Origin of the sequence: Streptomyces camelliae (assembly GCF_027625935.1) — a bacterium.
GTDB lineage: Bacteria > Actinomycetota > Actinomycetes > Streptomycetales > Streptomycetaceae > Streptomyces > Streptomyces camelliae.
Map to the genome: position 1 here is coordinate 1,380,761 of NZ_CP115300.1, position 22,269 is coordinate 1,403,029.

The following is a 22,269-nucleotide window of genomic DNA, read 5'->3' on the forward strand; positions in this document are numbered from 1 at the left end:
CTGTCCTTGTCATTCGGTGGGGCGGTGGGTCGGGTGGTGGCGTCAGAGGACCTTGGCGAGGAAGTCGCGGGTGCGTGCGTGCCGGGGCTTGTCCAGCACCTCGCTCGGCGGGCCCTGTTCGACGATGCGGCCGCCGTCGAGGAAGACGATCCGGTCGGCGACCTCGCGGGCGAAGCCGATCTCGTGGGTGACGATGACGAGGGTGGTGCCGCTGCCGGCGAGATCCTTGATGACGGCGAGTACCTCGCCGACGAGTTCGGGGTCGAGGGCCGAGGTCGGCTCGTCGAAGAGGATGACGCCGGGCCGCAGCGCGAGGGCGCGGGCGATGGCGACGCGCTGCTGCTGGCCGCCGGACAGCTGCCGCGGGTAGGCGCCGGCCTTGTCGCCGAGGCCGACCCGGCCGAGCAGTTCACGGGCCAGCTCCCGGGCCTCCGGCTTGGTCAGCCGGCCGGTGGCGACCGGCGCGGCCGCGACGTTGTCGAGGACGGTCAGATGCGGGAAGAGGTTGAAGTTCTGGAAGACGAAGCCGATCCTGCCGCGCTGGGCGAGGATGGCGCGCTCGCTCAGCTCCTTCAGCCGGCCCCCGCTGCCGCGCCGGACGCCGATCGGCTCGCCGCCGACGCTGACGTACCCGATCTCGGGTTTCTCCAGGTGGTTGACGACCCGCAGGAGCGTCGACTTGCCGGAGCCGGACGGCCCGATGATCACCGTGACCTCGCCGGGGCGGATGGTCAGGTCGATGCCGTCGAGGACGCGGTGGGCGCCGTACCACTTGTGGACGTCGTGCAGTTCCAGGGAGACGGGGGCGGTCTTCGGGAGGGTCGGTGCGGTGGTGCTCATACGGCGGCCTCCCTGCGCAGCCGGGCCCGGAACTCGGTGAGGGCCGTCCGGGCCTTCTGCAGCGGCGTCGGCGGGAGGGTGCGGGTGGCGCCCCGGGCGAAGTACCGCTCGACGTAGAACTGGACGACGGACACGGCGCTGGTCAGGATCAGGTACCAGACGGTGGCGACGAGCAGGAGCGGCACGACGTCGCCGGGGTAGGTGCTGCCCATCGTCTGCACCGAGCCGAACAGGTCGAGCAGGGACACGTAGAACACCAGGGACGTGCTCTTGACGAGGCCGATCAGCTGGTTGACGTAGTTCGGGACGATGGACCGCAGGGCCTGCGGGAGGACGATCCTGCGGAACTGGTAGCCCTTGGGCAGGCCGAGCGCGGCCGCCGCCTCGTGCTGTCCCTGGTCGACGGAGAGGAGGCCTCCGCGGACCACCTCGGCCGCGTAGGCCGCCTCGTTGAGGCTGAGGCCGATGACGGCGATCGCGAGGTCGGTGGCGAGCCTCGACTCGTCGAAGGTGACGAACGCCGGGCCGAACGGCACGCCGAGGCTCAGCGTCTTGTACAGGGCCGAGAAGTTGTACAGGAAGATCAGGACCACGATCAGCGGCACGGAGCGGAACAGCCAGGTGTACGTCCAGCTGACCGCGCGCAGCACCGGACTCCCGGAGAGCCGGCCCAGGGCCAGCACGATGCCGCCGGCGAGGCCCAGCACGGCGCTCAGAGCGGCGACTTCGAGGGTCACGCCGAGCCCGTCGAGGATGGTGGGCCGCAGGAACCAGTAGCGGAAGCGGTCCCACTGGTAGAAGGGGTTCGTGGCCAGTCCGTGCGCGATCTGGGCGACGAGGACCAGGACGACGGCGGTGGCGATCCACCGGCCGGGTCGGCGCAGCGGCTGAACGCGCTGGGCTCTGAGGTGGGGTGACGGTGCGTCGGCTGCTGGCGCCTCGGCCAGGGAGACGGCGGCGCCTGGGGGTTCACTCATGGCGGGGCTCCGGCTTGGGTCGGCACCCCGGTCGGCGGCGGACGAGCCGCGCCGGCCGCGACGGCACTACGGCACGAGGCGGCCCGCGGCAGCGCACGGGGACCGGAGGCTGGACGGATGACGGCACACCACGGGGACGGTGTGCGTCGGGAACGCGGGGCTGGGGAAGGAGGTCAGCCGTGACAGCGGGCGGTGCCCGGTGCGGTACACAGTGCGCTGTTGACCCGGAGCAGATCGACGGCGCGGTCGGCGACGAGGAGCCCGGCGGACGACGGGACGCGGCCCTGGGGGCGGCTCAGGGCCGTCCGGGGGCTTGCGTCCATGGTGTCACCTGTCACTGTTCCGGCCCCGCGGGGCCCTCGCGCTTACCGAAATGCTTCGTTCCGGTCCGGTCGTCACCTGGGGCACCCCACCGCGCTGCGAGGGTTGCCGGTCAGCAAGCCAGGGCTTGGTGCTGACGCTCATGACCGTTCTTTGCCGTAAGTTAAGGCGGTCGTCCGTTCAGATGTCAACGACTGTCCGCCTGATGGACGTTCATCGGCCTTCGTTCACCTGCGGGAAGCGTCCTCGGCGTCGGCGGCATGGCCGGCCCAGTCCAGGATCTGGACGGCAGCCCCGGCGGCCTCCAGGCCCTGGCAGCGGCCGTGGTGGCGGCGGGAGATGCCGTCGAGGTCGAGATGGCGGCCGAAGGCGGGGTGGGCGGCCAGCCGGCGGGCGTAGGCCCACAGGGCGCGGTGGCCGGCCACGCGGTGCACGGCGGAGGCGTCGAGGTGGCAGCGATGGACGGTGTCGAGCTGCACCAGGGTCACCCACAGTTCGACGTCGGCGGCGGTGAGCCGGCCGTCGACCAGGTACTCCTCCCCCGCCAGCCGGTTCTCCAGCCGGCCCAGGGTGTCGAGCAGCACATCGAGGGCGGCGGCCCGCTCGGCCGGGCCGGCGCCCGCCCGCCCGGCGCGCTGCGCGGCCTCCTCGATGCCCTCGTCGCACATCTGCTCCACGGCCTCGATCACGGACTCCTGGCCACAGGGATACAGCGCGGCCCGCTCCTCGCCCGGGAAACGGTCGAGGTCGCGCAGGATGTCACGGGCCCGGGTGCTGACGATGCGTCCGGACCAGTCGTCGCTGAGCACGGGGGCGAGGGCGGGGCCGGTGTAGTGGTGGGCGCTGGCCTCGTACAGCGGGCTGAGGGCCGCGTGGCCGCCGCCGGGACCGTCCGGGACGGCGGGCAGGACGGTGACCGGACAGCTGTCGCCCAGGCCGAGGAGGCTGTGCCCGACGGCGAGGCGCAGTCCGTCGGGACAGGCGGTGGACAGATGGAGCCGGTAGCGGTGGGGCACGGCGTAGTGGCCGCTGCGAGCGTCCCGGCCGATCCGGCCCCGGAAGACGGGGGCGGCGCGGTGGACGGACGGGACGGCGGCGAGCGGAGCGATGGACATGCGTCTCCCCTGGTGGTGGGCATGGTTCAGGGCGCGCGCCGACGGACGTCGTCGGCCGGTGGGCGCGGGGGCCGGCTCAGCGGCGCGGGCTGATGGCGCTGCAGACGCGCAGCAGATCGATGTGCCGGCGGGAGGTGAGCAGGGGGGCGCGCAGCGGCGTACGGCCGGCTCGGCCGGTGACCGTGTCGAGGCGCGCCATCATTCCCTACCTTTTCACTAGGATTTCCTCCCTGGAGTGTCGATCGGGTGTCGTACGACGTCAAGGGGGCGTCCACGCCTGGGACTCGGGGTGGGTGACATGAAGGGCGACAAGCGATGTCCGGGGTCTCCTCAGACGGTGCGCCATGTGACATAGTACTGCCGTGGCAAAGCGACTGACCTGCGATGTCGTGGTCGTCGGAGCCGGCATGGTGGGCGCGGCCTGTGCGCTGTACGCCGCGCGGGCCGGCCTCGACGTACACGTGGTGGACCGGGGGCCGGTGGCCGGCGGCACCACCGGGGCGGGCGAGGGCAACCTGCTCGCCTCCGACAAGGAACCGGGCCCGGAGCTCGGACTCGCCCTGCTGTCGGCCCGGTTGTGGGAGCGGCTGGCGGACGAGCTCGGCACGGAGATCGAGTACGACCCCAAGGGCGGCCTGGTGGTCGCCTCGACCCCCCGCACCCTGGCCGCGCTGACGGACCTCGCGGCCGGACAGCGTGCCGCCGGAGTGACCGCCGATCCGGTGAGCGCGGCCGAACTCCGCGAACTGGAGCCCCACTTGGCCCCCGGCATGGCGGGCGGGGTGCACTATCCGCAGGACGCCCAGGTCATGCCCGCCCTGGCCGCGGCCCACCTGCTCCGCGCCTCCGGCGCCCGGCTGCACACCGGCTGGACGGTGACCGGGGTGGCCCGCACGGCGGACGGCGCGGTGGCCGGTGTCCGCACCGACCGGGGCGACCTGTACGCACCGGCGGTGGTGAACGCGGCCGGGGCCTGGGGCGGAGACCTCGCGGCGCTCGCGGGCGTCCGGCTGCCGGTGCTCCCCCGGCGCGGCTTCGTGCTGGTGACCGAGCCGCTGCCGCGGATGGTCCGGCACAAGGTGTACGCGGCGGACTACGTGGCCGATGTGGCGAGCGACGCGGCCGCCTTGCGCACCTCGCCGGTCGTGGAGGGTACGGCCGCCGGGCCGGTGCTGATCGGCGCGAGCCGCGAACGGGTCGGTTTCGACCGCGCGTTGTCCCTGCCCGCGGTACGGGCGCTCGCGGCCGGGGCGATCGGCCTGTTCCCCTTCCTGGAGCGGGTCCGCGCGCTGCGGACGTACGCGGGTTTCCGGCCGTATCTGCCCGACCACCTCCCGGCCATCGGCCCCGACCCCCGGCTGCCCGGCCTGTTCCACGCCTGCGGCCACGAGGGCGCCGGCATCGGACTCGCCCCCGGCACCGGGCAGTTGATCGCCCAGGCGCTCACCGCGAAGACACCGGAGCTGGACCTCACACCGTTCCGGCCGGAGCGATTCGACACCGACGCCACCATCGATGGAGGCAACGCATCGTGAATCCCCTGGAGTTGGCCCGGGCCCGGCCGGGTGAGACCTGCACCGTCACCCTGGACGGGCGGTCCGTCGAGGCGCTGCCCGGGCAGACGGTCGCGGCAGCGCTGTGGGCGGCGGGTGTGACGGCCTGGCGCAGCACGCGGGGCGCGGGCCGGCCACGCGGGGTGTTCTGCGGGATCGGGGTGTGCTTCGACTGCCTGGTGACCGTCAACGGCCGGGCGAACCAACGGGCTTGCCTGGTCCCCGTACACCCGGGCGATGTGATCCGCACCCAGGAGGGGACGGGACGGGTCGATGACTGAGCGTATGCGTCTCGCCGTCGTCGGGGCGGGTCCGGCGGGTCTCGCCGGGGCGCTGGCGGCGGCCGCCCGGGGCGTGGACGTCACCCTGATCGACGCGGCCGGGCAGGCAGGCGGCCAGTTCTACCGGCAGCCCGCCCCCGCCCTGAACGCCCGCCGCCCCGAGGCCCTGCACCACCAGTGGCGCACCTGGCAGCGCCTGTCGGACGGCCTCGCCAGACACCTCGCGGCCGGGCGGATCACCCATCTGACGGAGCATCATGTCTGGTGTGTGCGGCGCGAGTCGGACGCCTTCAGAGTGCACGCACTGCTCGGTCCCGCGCAGGAGGAGGGGGTCACCGTCCGCGCCGACGCCGTACTGCTCGCCACCGGCGGCTACGAGCGGGTGCTGCCCTTCCCGGGCTGGACGCTTCCGGGAGTCGTCACGGCGGGCGGCGCGCAGGCCATGCTCAAGGGCGGCCTGGTGCTGCCGGGCCGGCGGATCGTGGTCGCGGGCACCGGGCCGCTGCTGCTGCCGGTGGCGGCCGGGCTCGCCACCGCGGGCGCCGAGGTGGCCGCGCTGGTCGAGTCCGCCGGCCCCGCGGCCCTGCTGCGGCGGACGCCGGAGCTCGCCGCCCAGCCCGGCAAACTCGCCGAAGGCGCCTGGTACGCGGGGCAGTTGGTGCGCCATCGGGTGCGCACCCTGGCCCGGCACACCGTGGTGGAGGCGCACGGCACGGACCGGCTGACGGCGGTCACCGTCGCCGCGCTGGACCGCGCCGGGCGGATCCGGCCCGGCAGCGCCCGCCGCATCCCCTGCGACACCCTTGCCGTCGGCCACGGCATGCTGCCGCACACCGACCTCGCCGAGACCCTCGGTTGCACGCTGAACGGGACGGACGTGGACGTCGACGCGGAGCAGCGCACCGACGTGCCCGGGGTGTGGGCCGCCGGGGAGACCACCGGCATCGGCGGCGCGGCCCTCGCCCTCGCCGAGGGCCACATCGCCGGCCGCTCGGCCGCCGCCCGCCTGCACGGCACCGTTCCCGACCCGCGCACGTGGGCCGCGGCCGACCGGGCCAGGACCCGGCTGCGGGCGTTCTTCGCGGCCCTCGACACGGTGTACGCACCGCCCGCGGGCTGGGCGGAACGGATCCCGGACGACACGGTGGTGTGCCGGTGCGAGGAGGTCACCGCGGGCGAGGTCCGTACCGCCGGCCCGCTGGGCGCCGCCGACCTGCGCACCGCGAAACTGCTCACCCGGGCCGGCATGGGCTGGTGCCAGGGCCGGATGTGCGCGCCCGCCGTGGCCGGCCTGACCGGCTGCCCGCTCACCCCGGGGCGGCGGCCGTTCGCGCGCCCGGTACCGCTCGGCGTCCTGGCGAACGTGCCGGACGACGAGACGCCCACTCGATGACCAGTGCCATGTCACACACTATCCACGAAGAGGACCCCTCATGACTCACCCGGAGAACCGTCCCTGGCGCGGCGTCCTCGTCGCCACCGCGCTCCCGCTGCGCGCCGACCTGTCGGTCGACTACGACCGCTACGCCGAGCACTGCTCCTGGCTGGTGGCGAGCGGCTGCGACGGCGTCGTACCCAACGGCTCGCTCGGCGAGTACCAGGTGCTCACCCCGGAGGAGCGGGCCCGGGTGGTGGAGACGGCCGTGGCGGCGATCGGCGGCGAGCGGGTGATGCCGGGCGTCGCCGCGTACGGCTCGGCCGAGGCCCGGCGCTGGGCCGAGCAGGCGGGCGAGGCCGGCTGCGCGTCGGTGATGCTGCTGCCGCCCAACGCCTACCGTGCCGACGAGCGTTCCGTGCTCGCCCACTACGCGGAGGTCGCCCGCGCGGGCCTGCCGGTGGTGGCGTACAACAACCCGATCGACACCAAGGTCGACCTGGTGCCCGAACTCCTCGCCCGGCTGCACGGCGAGGGGCACATCCACGGCGTCAAGGAGTTCTCGGGCGACGTGCGCCGCGCCTATCGCATCGCCGAACTCGCCCCGGAGCTGGACCTGTTGACCGGCGCCGACGACGTCCTGCTGGAGCTGGCCGTGGCGGGCGCCAAGGGCTGGGTGGCCGGCTATCCCAACGCGCTGCCCCGCGCCTCGGCGGAGCTCTACCGTGCCGCGACGGCCGGTGACCTCACCACCGCGCTCCCCCTGTACCGGCAGCTGCATCCCCTGCTGCGCTGGGACTCGCGGACGGAGTTCGTGCAGGCGATCAAGCTGTCCATGGACGTCGTCGGCCGGTACGGCGGCCCGGTGCGCCCGCCGCGCGTCCCGCTGACGCCGGAACAGCAGGCCATGGTCCGGGCGGCCACCGAGAAGGCCGCCGCCGCGGGACTCGCATAAGCTCGCAGCTCGCACAAGGGAGTCGGATATGCGCAGCAAGCTCGTCCTGCACGCCGTCGACTCGCACACCGAGGGCATGCCGACCCGCGTGATCACCGGCGGGATCGGCACCGTACCGGGTGCGACGATGAACGAACGGCGGCTGTACTTCCGTGAACACCATGACCCCATCAAGCAGTTGCTGATGAACGAGCCGCGCGGCCACTCCGCGATGAGCGGCGCGATCCTCCAGCCGCCGACCCGCCCCGACTGCGACTGGGGCGTGATCTACATCGAGGTCTCCGGCTATCTGCCGATGTGCGGGCACGGCACCATCGGGGTGGCGACCGTGCTGGTCGAGACCGGCATGGTGGAGGTCGTGGAGCCGGTGACCACAATCCGGCTGGACACCCCGGCGGGGCTCGTGGTGGCCGAGGTGGCGGTGGAGAACGGCGCCGCGCGGCACGTGACCCTGAAGAACGTGCCGTCGTTCGCCGTCGCCCTGGACCGCAAGATCACCCTCCCGGACGGCCGCACGGTCACCTACGACCTCGCCTACGGCGGCAACTTCTACGCGATCCTCCCCCTCGACGCCTTCGGTCTGCCCTTCGACCGCGCCCGCAAGGACGACATCCTCGCGGCCGGCCTCACGCTGATGGAGGCGATCAACTCCGAGGCGGAGCCGGTGCATCCCGAGGACCCGTCGATCCGCGGCTGCCACCACGTCCACCTCTACGCGCCCGGCGCCACCGCACGGCACTCACGGCACGCGATGGCCATCCACCCGGGCTGGTTCGACCGCTCCCCGTGCGGTACGGGCACCAGCGCACGCATGGCGCAGCTGCACGCGCGCGGTGAACTGCCGTTGCACACCGAGTTCGTGAACGAGTCGTTCATCGGCACCCGGTTCACCGGACGGCTGCTCGGCGAGACGGAGGTCGCCGGAGTCCCGGCCGTGCTGCCGAGTTTCACCGGCCGCGCGTGGATCACCGGCACCGCCCAGTATCTGCTCGACCCCACCGACCCCTTCCCGGAAGGCTTCGTGCTCTAGCCGTCCTCTAGAATCCCGCCGGTGATGCGTGACATGGCACAGCCAGAGAACAAGCCGGACACGGACCTGCCGGCGCTCCCCCGGCTCGGCGGCCGGCGCAGCAGCTACCGCGAGCGGGTCGCCGACGCGCTGCGCGCCGCGCTGATCGCGGGCGAGCTGCGGCCGGGCGAGGTCTATTCCGCGCCGTCGCTCGCCGCCCGCTTCGGTGTCTCGGCGACGCCGGTGCGGGAGGCGATGCTCGACCTGGCCAAGGAGGGCCTGGTCGACACCGTGCCCAACAAGGGCTTCCGGGTCACGGCGGTGTCCGACCGGCAGCTGGACGAGTACACGCACATCCGGGCGCTGATCGAGATCCCCACCGTGGTGGCCCTGGCCCGCACGGCCGACCGGGTCTCGCTGGAGGCGCTGCGCCCGGCGGCCCGCGAGATCGTCACCGCGGCGCAGGCCGGTGATCTGATCGCCTACGTCGAGGCCGACACCCGCTTCCACCTCGGCCTGCTCGCCCTGGCCGGCAACGCCCATCTGGTCGAGGTGGTCGCCGACCTGCGCGGCCGCTCCCGTCTCTACGGTCTGACGGCCCTGGTGGCGGCCGGCCGGCTGCTCGCCTCGGCCGAGGAGCACCTCGAACTCCTCGACGCCCTGCTGGAGCGGGACGAGCAGGCCGTGCGCGCGGTCATGACCCGGCATCTGGGGCATGTACGCAGTCTGTGGGCGGGCGGCCAGGGCTAGGGCCCGTCCGGCGGACCAGGCCGGCTCAAGGCAAGGGGCGGAGGGGGCGTCGAGGCGGAGCGTCGGCAACCGACGACAACCCCGCAGATGGGCGTGCCAGCCCCCACGATTCCGGCAAGGTCCGCCGGACAGGCCTAGGACGGCTGGGCGCGGGCCACTTCGATCACCTGGCGCATCTGGTCGGCGGTGAGCCGCCGCGCGTCCGAGATCAGCTCGCCGGGACCCGTGGCCGGCGCCGGCGCCTCGGCTGCGGGGACGCCGCACAGCACGGCCAGGTCCGGGGCGGGAACACCCAGTACGGCGGCGAAGTCGGCCAGCAGATCGGCGGTCACCTCGATGCCGCCGCGGGCGACCACGCCGTACGTCGCCGGCGGCCAGTACCGGCCGGTGAGCAGCGCGAAGGTCTTCGCCGTGGCCGTAAGACCCAGGTTCCGGTTGCCCACCAGGCGCATCAGCAGGGCGCCCGGGCCGGTGCCGCCGGCCCGGGGAGCGGGGCCCGCGGCTCCCTCCCGCGGCCTCGCAACGGGCTTCTCCTGCGGCAAGGACGCGACGAAGCCGCGCACGGCACGGATGCCGTCGGGCGACAGCTCCACGGCGTGCCGCACGAGGTCCGGCACGAGGCGGCCGGCCCAGGGGTCGAGGGGGGCCAGATCGTCCGGGACCTCCTGGCCGGCGAGCACGAAGACATCGGCCGCGGGCAGGCCGAGGGCCGGGCCGAGCCGCCGAAGGAGCGAGGGTGAGGCCGGGCCCCCGCCCAGCACGCCCCGCACCCGCTCCTCGGGCAGGCCCGTCTGCCGGGACAGCTCGCCGGAGTCCGTGCGCCGGTGCTCCGTCCAGCGCCGCAGCACCGCACCGAAGCCGTCGTCGCCGCCGTACTCCCGTCTGCGCGCCTCCCACGTGGCCCGGTCCGCGATGTGGACGGTGGCCGGATGCTCGTACCAGGCCGACGCCGTGGGCAGGGCGCGGACGAGCTGCGGCACCTCGGGTTCGAACCTCAGCAGGGCCAGCGTCTTCCAGCCGTGCGGGATGTGGGTGAAGGGTTTGCCGAACTGCTGGGTCACGGCGACGACGGTGGCCGTGACCCAGGTGACGTCCCGTTCGTCGGCCCTCGGGAAGCAGCACTCGTAGCGCCGCCCCAGGGGCACGTCCGCGTAGGCGAACGACAGGAAGAGGACCTCCTCGCCTGCGGCGCGCGGGGGCAGGGCCGTGCCGAGGTCGGCGAGCACCCTCGCGTCGGCGCGGGACTCGACGAACAGGACTCGTTCGGTCTCCGGGGTGGCCTCTTCCGTTCTCATGAGGCCGGATCATGGCATCCGGGCCGATCCGCTGAGGCCCGTGCGCCGGACATCTCGCGGCACAAAGGCCGTATCGATGCACTTTTTTCACGATCGGCCGGGCCGGACGACACAAGAAGCGGCGATTTTGCGGCGGGCGGCGGCTTCCCGGACCATGGCCGGGTCCCGGCGATCCTGGGACATCTGTTCGATGAGAGGCGCACCACCCATGCACGTCACCGGAACCGCCCCACAGCCGGCTCCGGCCCCCTCCGAGGACCTCACGGTCGCTGTCGGAGACCCGCACGGCCCCACCGGCGGCGCGGACGCCCCCGGCACCACCAGCAAGCACGACCGCGGCTTCGGCCTGCCCGTCGCCACCGCGCTGGTCATGGGCAACATCATCGGCGGCGGCATCTTCACACTGCCCGCCTCCATCGCCCCCTACGGCACGGTCAGCCTGGTCGCCTTCGGCGTACTGACCGTCGCCGCCATCGCCCTGGCCCTGGTCTTCGGCCGGCTCGCCGCACGCGATCCCCGCACCGGCGGGCCGTACGTCTACGCCCGCGAGGCCTTCGGTGACTTCGCCGGCTTCCTGGCCGCCTGGTCGTACTGGATCACCGGCTGGGTGTCGAACGCCGCGCTCGCCGTGGCCGCCGTCGGCTACCTCGACGTACTGATCCCCGTGGGCGGACACCACTGGTCCGCATGCCTGGCCGCCCTGACCCTGCTGTGGCTGCCCGCCGTCGCCAACTTCGCCGGCACCCGGTACGTGGGCGCCGTACAACTCGTGTCCACGGTGCTGAAGTTCGTGCCGCTGCTGCTCGTCGCGGTCGGCGGGCTGTTCTTCTTCGACCCCTCGCGGCTCGGGCCGTTCAATTCGAGCGGTCACGGTCCGGTCGGCGCGGTGTCCGCCTCCGCCGCCCTGCTGCTCTTCTCCTACCTGGGCGTCGAGTCCGCCGCCGTCAGCGCGGGCGAGGTCCGGGACGCGCGCCGCAACGTGGGCCGCGCCTCCGTCATCGGCACCACGGGCGCCGCGCTGGTGTACCTGCTGGGCACCCTGTCCGTCTTCGGCACGGTCCCGCACGACCGTCTGGTGCACTCCACCGCGCCGTTCTCGGACGCCGTGAACGCGATGTTCGGCGGCGGCTGGGGTGGTACGGCCGTGGCGCTGGCCGCGGTGATCTCGATGACGGGCTGCCTCAACGGCTGGACGCTGCTGAGCGCGCAGACCCCGTACGCCGCCGCCCAGGACGGCCTGTTCCCGGCCACCTTCGCCCGGCGCCGCCGGGGCGTGCCGACCTTCGGCGTCGCCGTCACGGTCGTGCTGTCCTCCCTGCTCACCGCGTACAACTACCTGTCGGGTTCGGCGAAGGTCTTCGAGGTCCTGGTCCTGGTCACCACGTTCACCGCGACCGTGCCGTACCTGCTGGCGACGGCCGCGCAGCTCTTCCACCTGATCTCCGGCGACGGCGCGTCGGTGAACCGCGCCCGGCTGGTGCGGGACGCGGTGGTCACCGCGGTCGCGGCGGGCTTCTCCCTGTGGCTGATGGCGGGCGCCGGGTACGCGGCGGTGTACCAGGGCACGCTGTTCCTCTTCGCCGGGGTCCTCGTCTACGCGGTGATGGCGGCCCGGCGCCGCCGACGGCACGGCTGAGCCACGGTCGTCGGCGGCCAGGTGCCGCAGGGTGCAGAGCGGCCGGCTTCTCGCCGGAAATCGAACGATGCTCTGTCCTGACCGTGTGACACGCCTGTGACATGCGACACAATCAAAGACGAGGCAGCGATGGCCGTCGGCCCTGGTCGTGATCGGGGCCGTGGAAGGAGGCCGTGATGCAGCGCTCGACCACTGGGCGCCAGTGATGGCGGAAGAGCGGCAGGGACGACCACTGAGGCGGCCACGCCTCCCCGACCTGCACGTTCGCCTGCGTTCCGAGCTGGGCCGGATCGACGAGCAGCTGCGCGCCATGCAGTCCTCGATGGACCGGCTGCAGGGGCTGCTGGACGCGGTGCTGGCCATCAGCCGTGAGGTGGAACTGCCCGGGGTGCTGCACCGTATCGTGACGGCCGCGATGGACCTGGTCGGCGCCCGCTACGGGGCCCTGGGCGTGCTCGACGCGTCCGGAGAACGCCTGGAGCAGTTCATCTCGGCCGGTCTGTCCGACGAGGAACGCACGGCGCTGGCCAATGCCGGACTTCCCCGTGGTCGCGGCGTCCTCGGCCACCTGATCCGCTATCCGGACCCGCTGCGGATCGTCGACATCCAGGGCCATCCCGCCTCGGCCGGATTTCCACCGGGGCACCCGCGCCTGACCACCCTGCTCGGCGTCGCCATCACGGTGCGCGGCGAGATCTACGGCGACCTCTACCTCTCCGAGCGGCTCGACGGACAGCCCTTCGACGTGCACGACGAGAACGTCGTCGCCGCCCTGGCCGGCGCCGCCGGCATCGCGATCGAGAACGTCCGCCTGTTCGAACGGATCCGCGTCGGAGCCGAGCAGTTCCAGCGGCTGCTGCTGCCCACACTGCCCGACCTGCGGCCGTTCACCGCCGCCGCCATCTACCGGCCCGCCGCCGAGCCCAGTCAGCTCGGCGGGGACTGGTACGACGCCATCCCCCTGCCCGACGACGTCGTGGCGATCGTCATCGGCGACGTGGGCGGCCATGATCTGCAGGCCGCCGCCGCCATGGCCGCCACCCGCAACATGCTGCGCGCTCTCGTGTTCGACCAGAGCAGTCCGCCCGGCGCGATCCTCGCCCAGCTCGACCGGACCCTTGAGACGATCACGAACAACCGCGTCACGACCACCACCCTGGCCCGCATCGAACCGGAGGGCCCGGGCTGGCGACTGTGCTGGAGCACCGCGGGCCATGTCCCGCCCCTGCTGGTCACCCGCGACCGCCATGTGGTCTACCTGCTCGGCGAGCCCGGACTGCCGCTCGGTGTCGACACCGGTCAGCCCCGTCCCGACCACTCCCGCCCGCTGCCCCCGGAGGCCACCGTCGTCTTCTTCACCGACGGGCTGATCGAGCATCCCGCCCATCCCATCGACGAGAGCCTGAGCGAACTCGCCGGTCTCGCCGCGGTTCATGCCGGGCTTCCGCTGCCGGAGTTCGTCCAGGCACTGGCCGATCACCACCCCAGCGACGGTCACGACGACATGGCCATCCTCGCCCTGCGCACCCCGCCCGTCTGACCCCGGCTCGTCGCGCGCGTCGCCGCTCCTGGGCCGGCCGGCCCGCCGTGGAGGATCCGGGGGATCCGGCGGATGATGGGTTCGGGGCGATGTCGAAGCGGAGGTCGCCCGATGGCTGTCGCGCGGCGTCAAGGACTCGGGCGCGGTGCACTGACCGCCCTGGAGATCTGTGCCCTCGCCGCGCTGTACTACGGCTCGGCCAGGCTGGGACTGCTCCAGCAGCTGGTGCGCGGCCAGGTCACCCCGCTGTGGCCGCCGAGCGGAATCGCGGTGGCGAGCCTGCTGCTGCGCGGCCCGCGGCTCTGGCCCGGTGTCGCACTCGGCGCGTTCCTGGTCAACATCTCGCTGGGGCCGACTCTCCCGGCCGTGCTCGCCATCATGGCGGGGAACACCCTCGCGCCCGTCTGCTCCTATCTGCTGCTCCGCCGCACGGGGTTCCGTGAGGAACTGGACCGTCTGCGGGACGCGCTCGGTCTGATCTTCCTCGGCGGGTTCACCGGGATGCTGGTCAGCGCGACCACGGGCAGCGGGACCCTGCTCCTCTCCGGGGTCCTGAGCCCCGCCGGGTTCTGGCCCACGTGGTCGGTCTGGTGGACCGGCGACGCGATGGGCGTCCTGGTGGTCACACCCGTCCTGCTCGTCCTGCGCTCGGCACGCCGGCCGGAGCACCCGCGGCCGTCCCGGTGGGCGGAGGCGCTGTTGCTCCTGGCGGCCACGGCCGGCGTCGGATTCCTCGTGACCGCGCACACGCCCCTGCTGTTCCTCGGGTTCCCGCTGCTGATCTGGGCGGCCTTCCGCTTCCGGCTGGCCGGGGCCGCGCCCTGCGCGCTGGCCATGTCCTCCTTCGCGATCATCGCCGGTACCGAGAGATCGGGTCCGTTCGCCGGTCACGACCTGCTCACCGCGATGATCACTCTGCAGGCCTTCAACGGTTCCGCCGCGCTGACCGCGCTGCTGCTCTCGGCGGTCATCAGCGAGCGGGACCAGACCCAGCGGGAGATCGCGCGGGCCTGCGGGCAGCTCGCCGCGATGGCGGCCAGGATCGCCGCCGGCGACCACCTCGCGACGCGCCCCGCCGCGGCGGCCGAGAAGCACCGGAAACCCCCGCAGACAGGCGAAAGGCCGTCCCCTCATCCCTGAGGAGACGACCTGCGACCGGTCGAGCTCAGCTCTGCGTCTGATCTACCTGTATCGCGCCGGCGTTCCGACGCCAGGTCGACCACGTTCGGGCTGTGTCCGGCAGGGCGCCCTGCTCGGAACGGCGGGTAAGCCCACGGCCGACCTGGCTCCGTGCCGCTCCGGCGGTTAACCGGGGATCGCTGCCAGATCCTGCCGCAGCTGGTCGAGGGTGAAGCCGTCGGGGTCGGGACGGCTGGTGTCGGCCCACTGCTTACTGAGCACCGCATAGGCCTCATCGCAGTAGGTCTGGAAGAACTGCCAGGTCATCGGCTGGAGTGCTCCCCAGGTGACACAGATCAGCTGCGTGGGGGTATACCCGATGACCGGCACGCAGTGGCCGCCCCAGCTGTTGGGTTGCCCAGGTCCCACTGGTCCCCCGGGGGGCACCATCCAGACGGTCTGCCCTTGAGCGCTGTACGGCATTTGCAACCCGATGTACGCGGCACCGAACAGTTCGATGGCGTCTCGCACATGCTCGGTGTTACCCGGTTCGCAGGCGGCGAAGCCGAAGATCGTGTTTCCTCCGATGCCCTGGTTGCGCCAGAAGTTCAGCGCGTCGAGCATGTTGGTGCCGCGATCCGTGGAGGGATCTCCCGCCTGGAAACCGGTGAGAGCGGTGTAGGCGTCCAGCGCCTCTTTTGTCGTGGGCTCGAACTCTTCCGGGCCCTCGTAGGCCGACCAGTTCTGCTCCATGTGGAGCGCAGCGGCCTCCACGCAGTCGCCGTACTGGTCATTACCCAGCGTCTGCCAGTCGATGACCTTGTCGGTCCAGTTCTTCGCCGCAGGAGCCGGCGGCAGTGTGGGATGAAGGTACTGCGCGAAGTTGAGCGTACGTCTGTCGACTCTGGCGGGCGCCTTTCCCAACCGGCCGACGACGGGCTGACCATTGCGAGGTGCCATGACCCTCCTCTAGGTCGTGCCTACCTGTGCAGGCATTTCAATCTTGCTTGTGGCATGTGCCCCCATTCCGTCCCGAGCTACCGAGAGGTCGGGGAGCATAACCGGAATGGGTGACCCACAGGGAGGAGAGGGTTCTTTCTGGCACCTCGGCGAAACTCGTTACTTTTTCAATAATTTGTAATTCACTCAATGCTTCTTCGAAATGCAGCCAAGGGCGGTCCATGCAAGCCTGGAAGCCGACGTCCTCACGCGCACAGGAGGACTGATGGGCGCTAAAGACCTCACGGCGATCGAGACGACTCGTGCGTGGACAGGTCTCTTGGTCGTCCTCGTCGGAGACGTTGCCATCGCAGTCGGTGCAATCTGGGTGACGATAAGCACCGCATCGGGAACAGAGGCCGTTTCGATCCTCACAAGCGCATTCACGGCCATCACCGCGATAACCACTGCGTACTTCGGGATCAGGGCGGCGACCAACTCCGCTCAATCGGCCGTAGCTGCGGTTAAGTCATTGCACCCGGATGACGAACCCAAGGTCGGTGGCCCGGAGAATTGAGCGTGTTGATGCAAGCCGGGATATGCCACGGCTGAACGACATTCCCCGTCACTTGAAGAGAAATACATTCTTCGCGCGACAAAAAGATGAGGGCCTTGTCCCACCGAAGTGAGAACAAGGCCCTGACCCGTGATGACAGTTCATCCGACTGTCGGGACGACAGGATTTGAACCTGCGACCCCTTGACCCCCAGTCAAGTGCGCTACCAAGCTGCGCCACGTCCCGCCGCGGTCCCACCCGGGGTGTTCCCCCGCGTGATCACGCAGGTCAACCCTACCGCACCTGGGCCGGTGCCCGCGTCACTCCCGGCGCGGCAGGTGTCGTACGGCCCGGTCGGCGGGCCGGGACCAGGAGGGCGGCGCCGGCCGCGGCCAGACAGAGGAGGGCGAGCAGAGCCCAGCCGTGGGTGTAGCCGGAGGCGTAGGGCAGGCCGGAGGGCTGGAGGCGGCCGGTCACCAGGACGCTGGTGAGCGCGGCGCCGATGGAGCCGCCGATGGTGCGGATGTTGGCGTTCATGCCGGTCGCCGCGCCGGTCTGCTCGGGCGGGACGCTGCCGACGATCAGGTTGGCCATGGAGGCGAACGCGAGGCCGATCCCCAGGCCGAAGAGACCCGCGACCACGGCTATCTGCCACTGGGCGTCATGCCAGAGAGTGAGGAAGCCGCAGGCCAGCGCGCCGAGCGCGGCACCCGTGGTGAGCAGCGCCTTGGCGCCGACGCGGGGCTCCAGGCGGCCGGAGAGGACGCCGGAGAGGAACATCGCCAGCAGCATCGGCAGCATGAGCAGGCCGGACGCGGTGACGCTCGCGCCGAAGCCGTACCCGGCCGTGGACGGCGTCTGGACGAAGCCGGGCAGGAAGGACCAGATCGCGTACATGCCGGCGCCGAAGAGCAGGGCTGCCGCGTTGGTCGTCCACACCGCCGGCAGCCGCATCACGCGCAGGTCGATCAGCGGGTTGCGGGAGCGGGCCTCGGCGGTCAGCCACACGGCGAACAGCACGAGGGCGGCGGCGAACAGGCCGAGGACCTTCGCCGAGCCCCAGCCCCACCGCCCGGCCTGGCTCAGCGGCAGCAGCAGGGCCACCAGCCAGGCGGAGAGCAGCCCGGCGCCGGCCCAACTCACCTTCCCCTGGGCCCGCTTGGGTGACTCGGGGACGTAGGCCACGGCGATCAGGACCGCGCCGGCGACGATCGCCACCGGGATCCAGAAGAGCCAGCGGTAGTCGAGCGCGGAGACGATCGGCCCGGCGGCCACCATGCCGACCCCGCCGCCGGCGGCGATCACCGCGGAGAGGTTGCTGATGCTGCCACTGACCTCGGCGGCGGCGAACTCGTCCCGGATGATGCCGAAGGACAGCGGGAAGAGTGCGCCGCCGACGCCCTGGACGACCCGGGCGACGATGAGCACGCCGATGTCCGGGGCGAGCGCGGCGATGAGGCAGCCGGCGAGAACGGCGAGCAGGACGGCGACGAGCGTGCGTTTCTTGCCGACGAGGTCGCCCACCCGGCCGAGGATCGGGGTGAAGACCGACGCGGACAGCAGATACGCCGTCATCACCCAGGTCGCGGTGGACTGGGAGGTGTGCAGGGCGTGCTGGACGGTCGGCAGAGCCGGCGCGATCAGCGACTGGAGCATGGAGAACACGCCCGCACCGGTCGCGAGGACCGCGAAGGTGAGGCGCGTGGACGTGCGGGGCATGACGGAGCCTCTCCGGAAATCCGGGACAGGGAAGGTGAAGTGCACGAGCGATTGCTAAAGTGGAGGTGCCCCTCCACTCTAACGGAGGAGTGCCTCCGGTTCAAGATGCGGAGGCCACCCTCCAGATCGACCGAGCCCTCAGGAGACAGCAGTGACGGCCACGCCGTTCCCCGTCAGCGAGATCGTGGCGGCCCGCCGGCCGCACCGAAAGGACGCCGCCCGCAACTACGACGCCCTGCTCGCTGCCGCCCGCGAGGCCTTCGCCGAGCACGGCTCGGACGCCTCCCTGGAGGACATCGCGCGCCGCGCGGGCGTCGGCATCGGCACCCTGTACCGGAACTTCCCCACCCGCCGCGACCTGTTCGAGAGCGTCTACGCCGACGAGGTCAACGCCCTGTGCCAGGCAGCCGTGGAGGTCGCGGACCGGGAGCCGTGGGAGGCGCTGACGGCCTGGCTGGACCGGTTCGCCGGGTACATGGTGACCAAGCGCGCGGTGCGGGAGGCGCTCAACGACGAGTCGGAGATCTTCCAGTCCTGCCGCGAGTCGATGTACTCGGCCGGGGGCCCGCTGCTGGAGCGCGCGCAGCAGGCCGGGGTGGCGCGGGCGGACATGGATTTCGGCGATCTGCTGCGGATGGTCGCCGGGATCACGGCCACGGCCTTCGACGACGACGCCCAGCGCGACCGGGTGCTGGCCATCGCCCTGGACGGCGTACGCACCCACCGCTGAGCGGAAATCGCCGATGCACCGCGGGAGATCCCTCGGCTGCGGGTCCGTTGTGGCCGGTCGCGCCCACACGGCGGAGCCGCACATCGACACTGCCCTGGGCCCCTTGGGAGACTCCCGTGCCGTCGGCCTCGTCGTACCGCCGCCGAGTCGGCCATGCTCCCCACAGTCCCCCGGGCCCGCCCCGCCCGCCGGCGGTGGCACCCGACGAAGTGTCCCGTGACCGGCCCCGATGCCGCACACCCTGTCGGCCCCGGCCCGCGCCGCGCGCTGGCTAGGGTCGGCCTCATGACGCACAGCTTCGCGCTCCACATCCCCGACGCCGACCTCGAACCCGAGCCCCTCGACCCGGAGCAGATCGTCTCCGGGACCCCGGAGGTCACCGGGAAAGTGGTCTGGGAGTCGGCCGACGGCAGGCAGATCCGCGGGATCTGGCAGATCACCCCGGGCGTGGTCACGGACACGGAGGCGGACGAGCTGTTCGTGGTGATCAGCGGCTCGGCGACGATCGAGGTCGCGGGCGGACCGGTGCTGCGGGTGGGGCCGGGCGACATGGCGGTGCTGCGCGCCGGGGACCGTACGACGTGGACGGTGCACGAGACGCTGCGCAAGGCCTACGCGATGAACGTCGGGAGCGCCTGAGCCAGTCGCCCGACGCCGGCGACGAAGGCGTCGACCACGGCCTGCGGCGGGTCGTCCGACGCGCCCGTGGTCCGCGCGGGGAGCGGCAGTTCCACCTGGACCCCGGCCAGCCGGGTCAGGTTGACCGGGTTCCGGGCGTGCAGTCCGCGCAGTCCGGCCGGTATCTCCTCCAGGTCCGTCACGATCCTGAACCGGGGCTCCAGGACGGCCAGTTCACGCGCGAGGACGAGCGAGGCCGCACGGTTCGCGCCGCCGAGGAAGAGGGTGTGCCAGGCCTCCTGCCGCAGGTGCCCGTGCAGGGAGACGGTGAGCGACACCCGGGAGCGGAACTCGTGCAGGAGCGCGCAGTGGTCGACGGCCATGCGCGGGGACGGCAGATGCACGGGCACGGCTGTCTCCGGCTGGGTGAAGACGAGGCTGGTGACGCCGCAGCGCCGGGCGACCGACCCGGCGAGCTGGGCCGTGCCGCCCTCGCCGGAGCCGTGCAGCGCGAGCAGGCCGATGTCGCCGCGGCCCGGTTCGAGGGTCGCGAGCAGGGGTACGCCCTCGATCTCCAGGCGTTCGGTGCGGCTCAACGGGCTCTCCCTCACTCGGCGGGCTGGGCGGGCATGTTGTACGGCGTCACGACCTGGATCGCGGAGGGCAGCGCCGGTCCGGCCGGGGGCAGCGCGCCGTGCGCCCGCATCACGAGGTGGCAGGCCTCGCGCATGTCCTGGCGCAGATCGTGGTGGAGCACGGCGGACAGCCGGTGCTCGCGCAGCAGGCGGGTGTTGTCGTGGTCGAGGTCATGGGCGATGAAGACCGCGCACGCGCGGCCGAGGTCGGCGAAGGCGCGCAGGGTGGCGTTGTTGCCGCCGCCGATGGAGTACACGGCACGGATCTCCGGGTCCCGTTCCAGGGCGGCCCGGACGAGGTCGTACTGGGTGGCGTCCAGGCCCTGTCCCTCGGCTATCTCCACCAGGGTGCGCTGCGGTTGCCGGGCCCTCATCACGCTGCGGAAGCCCATCTCGCGCTCCTCCTCGTTGCGGAAGAAGCCGCTGCTGAGGCTGGTGAGGACATTGCCGGGCCGGTCGCCGAGCCACTGCTCCATCAGATAGGCGGCGGTGGCGCCGGCGGCCCGGTTGTCGCTGCCGACGTAGCCGATCCGGCCGCTGGCGGGCAGGTCGGTGACCAGGGTGACGACCGGGATGCCGGCCGCGGTGAGCCGGCCCACGGCGGCGGTGACCTCGGGGACGTCCGGCGCCTTGAGGATCACGCCCTGGGAGCCGCGCCGGGCGATCCGGTCCAGCGTCCTGACCTGCTCGGCGGCCGGGCCGGTCTCGCGGAATTGGAAGCGGGAGCGGACCACGGCCGGGTGCAGCGCGGGCAGTTCGGCCTCCAGAGCGGCGCGGACGGCGGTCGAGAACCGCTCGGGCGCCTGTACCACGATGTCGACCATGAACGTACGGCCCACCAGCCGGACCTGGGTGCGCTGCCGGTCGAGGTCGGCGATGGCCCGGCGCACCTCCTGGGCGGTGCTCTCCCGCACCCCTCCCCTGCCGTTCAGCACACGGTCCACGGTGGCCTCGCTGAGACCCGCCTGACGTGCGATTTCCCGGATCGGGAACGGATGGCCCACGGCTCGCCTCCTTGAGGGGTTTTTGATGGCTGGCTGCTGGTTGTTCGAGGGGTTTGTACTGACAAGAATGACAGGGCCGGGCCGCCCGCGTGGCCGAACGTCCCCGCTCCCGAAAAGAGGACACCGATGTCCGTCGCCTCCGCGCCAGGCCGCGCCTGGCTGTCCGAGCAGGACTGCGACCTCGACGCCTTCCGCGCCCTGACCGACCGGACGACCCGCCTCGCGGACCACCCGCACGCCGCCGCCGTACGCGACGACGTCCTGCTGTACGACGCCGAGCGGCTGCGCACGGCCGGTGACCAGGACGGGCTGCGGGCCGAGCTGGTGCGGGCCCTCGCCGACGGCCCCGGCATCGTCGTCGTCCAGGGCGCCTTCCTCGACCCAGTGGTCGTCGACCGGCTCACGGCCGTCTTCGACGCGCTGATCGCCGAGCAGCACGCCTCCGGGGCGGCCGCCGGGGACCACTTCGCGCGGCCGGGTGCCAACGACCGGGTGTGGAACGCGCTGGAGAAGGCGGCCCTGTACGACCCGGAGGCGTTCGCCGACTACTACGCGAACGACATCCTCGCCCTGGTCTCATCGGCCTGGCTGGGCCCCGGCTACCAGGTGACCTCGCAGGTCAACGTGGTCAACCCGGGCGGCGCCGGGCAGACGGTGCACCGGGACTACCACCTCGGCTTCCTGAGCAACGCGGTGGCGTCCGCCTATCCGGCGCACGTCCACCGGCTCTCCCCCGTGCTCACGCTGCAGGGCGCGGTCGCCCACTGCGACATGCCGGTGGAGTCGGGTCCGACGCTGTATCTGCCGTACTCCCAGCTGTACGAGCCGGGCTATCTGGCCTGGCGGCTCCCGGAGTTCCAGGCGTACTTCGAGGAGCACCACGTCCAGCTGCCGCTCGCCAAGGGCGACGCGGTCTTCTTCAACCCCGCGCTCTTCCACGCCGCCGGGAGCAACCGCACCGCCGGCGTACGGCGCACCGCCAATCTGCTCCAGGTCTCGTCCGCGTTCGGGCGAGCGATGGAGACGGTGGACCGGGAGGCGGTGGCCAACGCCGTGTTCCCGGTGCTGCTGCGGCGTGCGGCGCAGGGCGTGGAGCAGGCGTGGCTGGAGCATGTGATCGCGGCGAGCGCCGAGGGCTACCCCTTCCCGACGAACCTCGACAGCGACCCGCCGGTGGACGGTCTGGCCCCGCCCTCGCAGGCGGACCTGGTACGGCGGGCGGTGCGCGAGGGATGGGATCCGGAGCTGCTGCGGGCGCGGCTGCGGGCGGGCGCCGAACGCCGCGAGAGCTGAAAGGGCAAG

The 22,269-nt window shown here is 72.3% G+C and carries 23 protein-coding genes, 1 tRNA gene and 1 riboswitch; of the genes, 13 read left to right on the forward strand and 11 right to left on the reverse strand.

The genetic code is table 11. From position 1 onward, the window contains the following. Positions 1-42: 42 nt before the first annotated feature. The 5 genes from O1G22_RS06470 to O1G22_RS06490 all read right to left on the reverse strand — a co-directional run bounded on the left by O1G22_RS06470 (position 43) and on the right by O1G22_RS06490 (position 3,452). Entirely contained in the window at positions 43-840 is a 798-nt protein-coding gene (locus tag O1G22_RS06470; RefSeq protein WP_270080421.1) for an amino acid ABC transporter ATP-binding protein, read from the reverse strand. Beyond that, positions 837-1,817 carry an amino acid ABC transporter permease gene (locus O1G22_RS06475; protein WP_270080422.1) on the reverse strand — a complete coding sequence of 327 codons (981 nt, stop codon included), beginning with the start codon at positions 1,815-1,817 and terminating at the stop codon, positions 837-839. The genes O1G22_RS06470 and O1G22_RS06475 overlap by 4 nt, the downstream gene beginning before the upstream one ends. 173 nt (positions 1,818-1,990) lie before the next feature. After that, positions 1,991-2,140, reverse strand: a complete 150-nt coding sequence (locus tag O1G22_RS06480) for a hypothetical protein (protein WP_225095100.1) — start codon at positions 2,138-2,140, stop codon at positions 1,991-1,993. A 33-nt stretch (positions 2,141-2,173) separates the two neighbouring features. Beyond that, positions 2,174-2,286: riboswitch (SAM riboswitch) on the reverse strand. A gap of 79 nt (positions 2,287-2,365) precedes the next feature. Continuing rightward, a complete protein-coding gene (locus tag O1G22_RS06485) occupies positions 2,366-3,253 on the reverse strand; it encodes a glutathione S-transferase C-terminal domain-containing protein (protein WP_270080423.1) in 888 nt (295 codons plus the stop codon). A gap of 76 nt (positions 3,254-3,329) precedes the next feature. After that, positions 3,330-3,452, reverse strand: coding sequence for a putative leader peptide (locus tag O1G22_RS06490; RefSeq protein WP_263635646.1), 123 nt, complete (start codon positions 3,450-3,452; stop codon positions 3,330-3,332). A 163-nt stretch (positions 3,453-3,615) separates the two neighbouring features. Between O1G22_RS06490 and O1G22_RS06495 the strand changes: the two genes are divergently transcribed. Genes O1G22_RS06495 through O1G22_RS06520 form a run of 6 tightly spaced genes read left to right on the forward strand, consistent with a single transcriptional unit; the run spans position 3,616 to position 9,176 of the window. Further along, a complete protein-coding gene (locus O1G22_RS06495; protein ID WP_270080424.1) occupies positions 3,616-4,788 on the forward strand; it encodes an NAD(P)/FAD-dependent oxidoreductase in 1,173 nt (390 codons plus the stop codon). Further along, positions 4,785-5,087: a (2Fe-2S)-binding protein gene (locus tag O1G22_RS06500; protein ID WP_270080425.1), complete on the forward strand. Its 303-nt coding sequence runs from the start codon at positions 4,785-4,787 to the stop codon at positions 5,085-5,087. The genes O1G22_RS06495 and O1G22_RS06500 overlap by 4 nt, the downstream gene beginning before the upstream one ends. Further along, complete coding sequence (locus tag O1G22_RS06505) at positions 5,080-6,480, forward strand: FAD/NAD(P)-dependent oxidoreductase (protein ID WP_270080426.1); 1,401 nt, start codon at positions 5,080-5,082, stop codon at positions 6,478-6,480. The genes O1G22_RS06500 and O1G22_RS06505 overlap by 8 nt, the downstream gene beginning before the upstream one ends. Before the next feature lie 40 nt (positions 6,481-6,520). Continuing rightward, positions 6,521-7,417, forward strand: coding sequence for a dihydrodipicolinate synthase family protein (locus tag O1G22_RS06510; RefSeq protein WP_270080427.1), 897 nt, complete (start codon positions 6,521-6,523; stop codon positions 7,415-7,417). A 28-nt stretch (positions 7,418-7,445) separates the two neighbouring features. Then, positions 7,446-8,447: a proline racemase family protein gene (locus O1G22_RS06515; RefSeq protein WP_270080428.1), complete on the forward strand. Its 1,002-nt coding sequence runs from the start codon at positions 7,446-7,448 to the stop codon at positions 8,445-8,447. 33 nt (positions 8,448-8,480) lie between these two features. Continuing rightward, on the forward strand, positions 8,481-9,176 hold the full coding sequence (locus O1G22_RS06520) for a GntR family transcriptional regulator (RefSeq protein ID WP_270080429.1): 696 nt from the start codon (positions 8,481-8,483) through the stop codon (positions 9,174-9,176). Positions 9,177-9,310: 134 nt separating this feature from the next. Here O1G22_RS06520 and O1G22_RS06525 read toward each other — a convergent pair whose 3' ends face one another. Continuing rightward, the gene (locus O1G22_RS06525; protein ID WP_270080430.1) at positions 9,311-10,471 is read right to left on the reverse strand and encodes a hypothetical protein; all 1,161 of its coding nucleotides are present in this window, start codon (positions 10,469-10,471) and stop codon (positions 9,311-9,313) included. A gap of 208 nt (positions 10,472-10,679) precedes the next feature. On the opposite strand from O1G22_RS06525, the gene O1G22_RS06530 reads away from it, so the two are divergent. The 3 genes from O1G22_RS06530 to O1G22_RS06540 all read left to right on the forward strand — a co-directional run bounded on the left by O1G22_RS06530 (position 10,680) and on the right by O1G22_RS06540 (position 14,787). Then, positions 10,680-12,107, forward strand: coding sequence for an amino acid permease (locus O1G22_RS06530; protein WP_270080431.1), 1,428 nt, complete (start codon positions 10,680-10,682; stop codon positions 12,105-12,107). Between the two features lie 205 nt (positions 12,108-12,312). Then, complete coding sequence (locus O1G22_RS06535; protein WP_270080432.1) at positions 12,313-13,647, forward strand: PP2C family protein-serine/threonine phosphatase; 1,335 nt, start codon at positions 12,313-12,315, stop codon at positions 13,645-13,647. Positions 13,648-13,758: 111 nt separating this feature from the next. After that, on the forward strand, positions 13,759-14,787 hold the full coding sequence (locus O1G22_RS06540; protein WP_270080433.1) for an MASE1 domain-containing protein: 1,029 nt from the start codon (positions 13,759-13,761) through the stop codon (positions 14,785-14,787). 165 nt (positions 14,788-14,952) lie between these two features. On the opposite strand, the gene O1G22_RS06545 is transcribed toward O1G22_RS06540, so the two are convergent. Continuing rightward, positions 14,953-15,726, reverse strand: a complete 774-nt coding sequence (locus O1G22_RS06545; RefSeq protein ID WP_270080434.1) for a hypothetical protein — start codon at positions 15,724-15,726, stop codon at positions 14,953-14,955. A gap of 265 nt (positions 15,727-15,991) precedes the next feature. On the opposite strand from O1G22_RS06545, the gene O1G22_RS06550 reads away from it, so the two are divergent. Next, the gene (locus O1G22_RS06550) at positions 15,992-16,282 is read left to right on the forward strand and encodes a hypothetical protein (RefSeq protein WP_270080435.1); all 291 of its coding nucleotides are present in this window, start codon (positions 15,992-15,994) and stop codon (positions 16,280-16,282) included. Positions 16,283-16,433: 151 nt separating this feature from the next. Here O1G22_RS06550 and O1G22_RS06555 read toward each other — a convergent pair. After that, positions 16,434-16,507: transfer RNA gene (locus O1G22_RS06555), tRNA-Pro, on the reverse strand. A gap of 48 nt (positions 16,508-16,555) precedes the next feature. Beyond that, entirely contained in the window at positions 16,556-17,980 is a 1,425-nt protein-coding gene (locus O1G22_RS06560; protein WP_270080436.1) for an MFS transporter, read from the reverse strand. A 151-nt stretch (positions 17,981-18,131) separates the two neighbouring features. On the opposite strand from O1G22_RS06560, the gene O1G22_RS06565 reads away from it, so the two are divergent. Both O1G22_RS06565 and O1G22_RS06570 read left to right on the forward strand, forming a co-directional pair. Further along, entirely contained in the window at positions 18,132-18,710 is a 579-nt protein-coding gene (locus O1G22_RS06565; RefSeq protein WP_270080437.1) for a TetR/AcrR family transcriptional regulator, read from the forward strand. Positions 18,711-18,995: 285 nt separating this feature from the next. Beyond that, positions 18,996-19,349 (forward strand): cupin domain-containing protein, encoded by a 354-nt coding sequence (locus O1G22_RS06570; RefSeq protein WP_270080438.1) that lies wholly within the window; start codon positions 18,996-18,998, stop codon positions 19,347-19,349. On the opposite strand, the gene O1G22_RS06575 is transcribed toward O1G22_RS06570, so the two are convergent. Continuing rightward, positions 19,322-19,924 carry a poly-gamma-glutamate hydrolase family protein gene (locus O1G22_RS06575; RefSeq protein ID WP_270080439.1) on the reverse strand — a complete coding sequence of 201 codons (603 nt, stop codon included), beginning with the start codon at positions 19,922-19,924 and terminating at the stop codon, positions 19,322-19,324. The two genes, O1G22_RS06570 and O1G22_RS06575, sit on opposite strands and share 28 nt — an antisense overlap. Before the next feature lie 11 nt (positions 19,925-19,935). Next, on the reverse strand, positions 19,936-20,967 hold the full coding sequence (locus O1G22_RS06580) for a LacI family DNA-binding transcriptional regulator (protein WP_270080440.1): 1,032 nt from the start codon (positions 20,965-20,967) through the stop codon (positions 19,936-19,938). Between the two features lie 126 nt (positions 20,968-21,093). Between O1G22_RS06580 and O1G22_RS06585 the strand changes: the two genes are divergently transcribed. Continuing rightward, positions 21,094-22,260: a phytanoyl-CoA dioxygenase family protein gene (locus O1G22_RS06585; RefSeq protein ID WP_270080441.1), complete on the forward strand. Its 1,167-nt coding sequence runs from the start codon at positions 21,094-21,096 to the stop codon at positions 22,258-22,260. Positions 22,261-22,269: the final 9 nt, after the last annotated feature.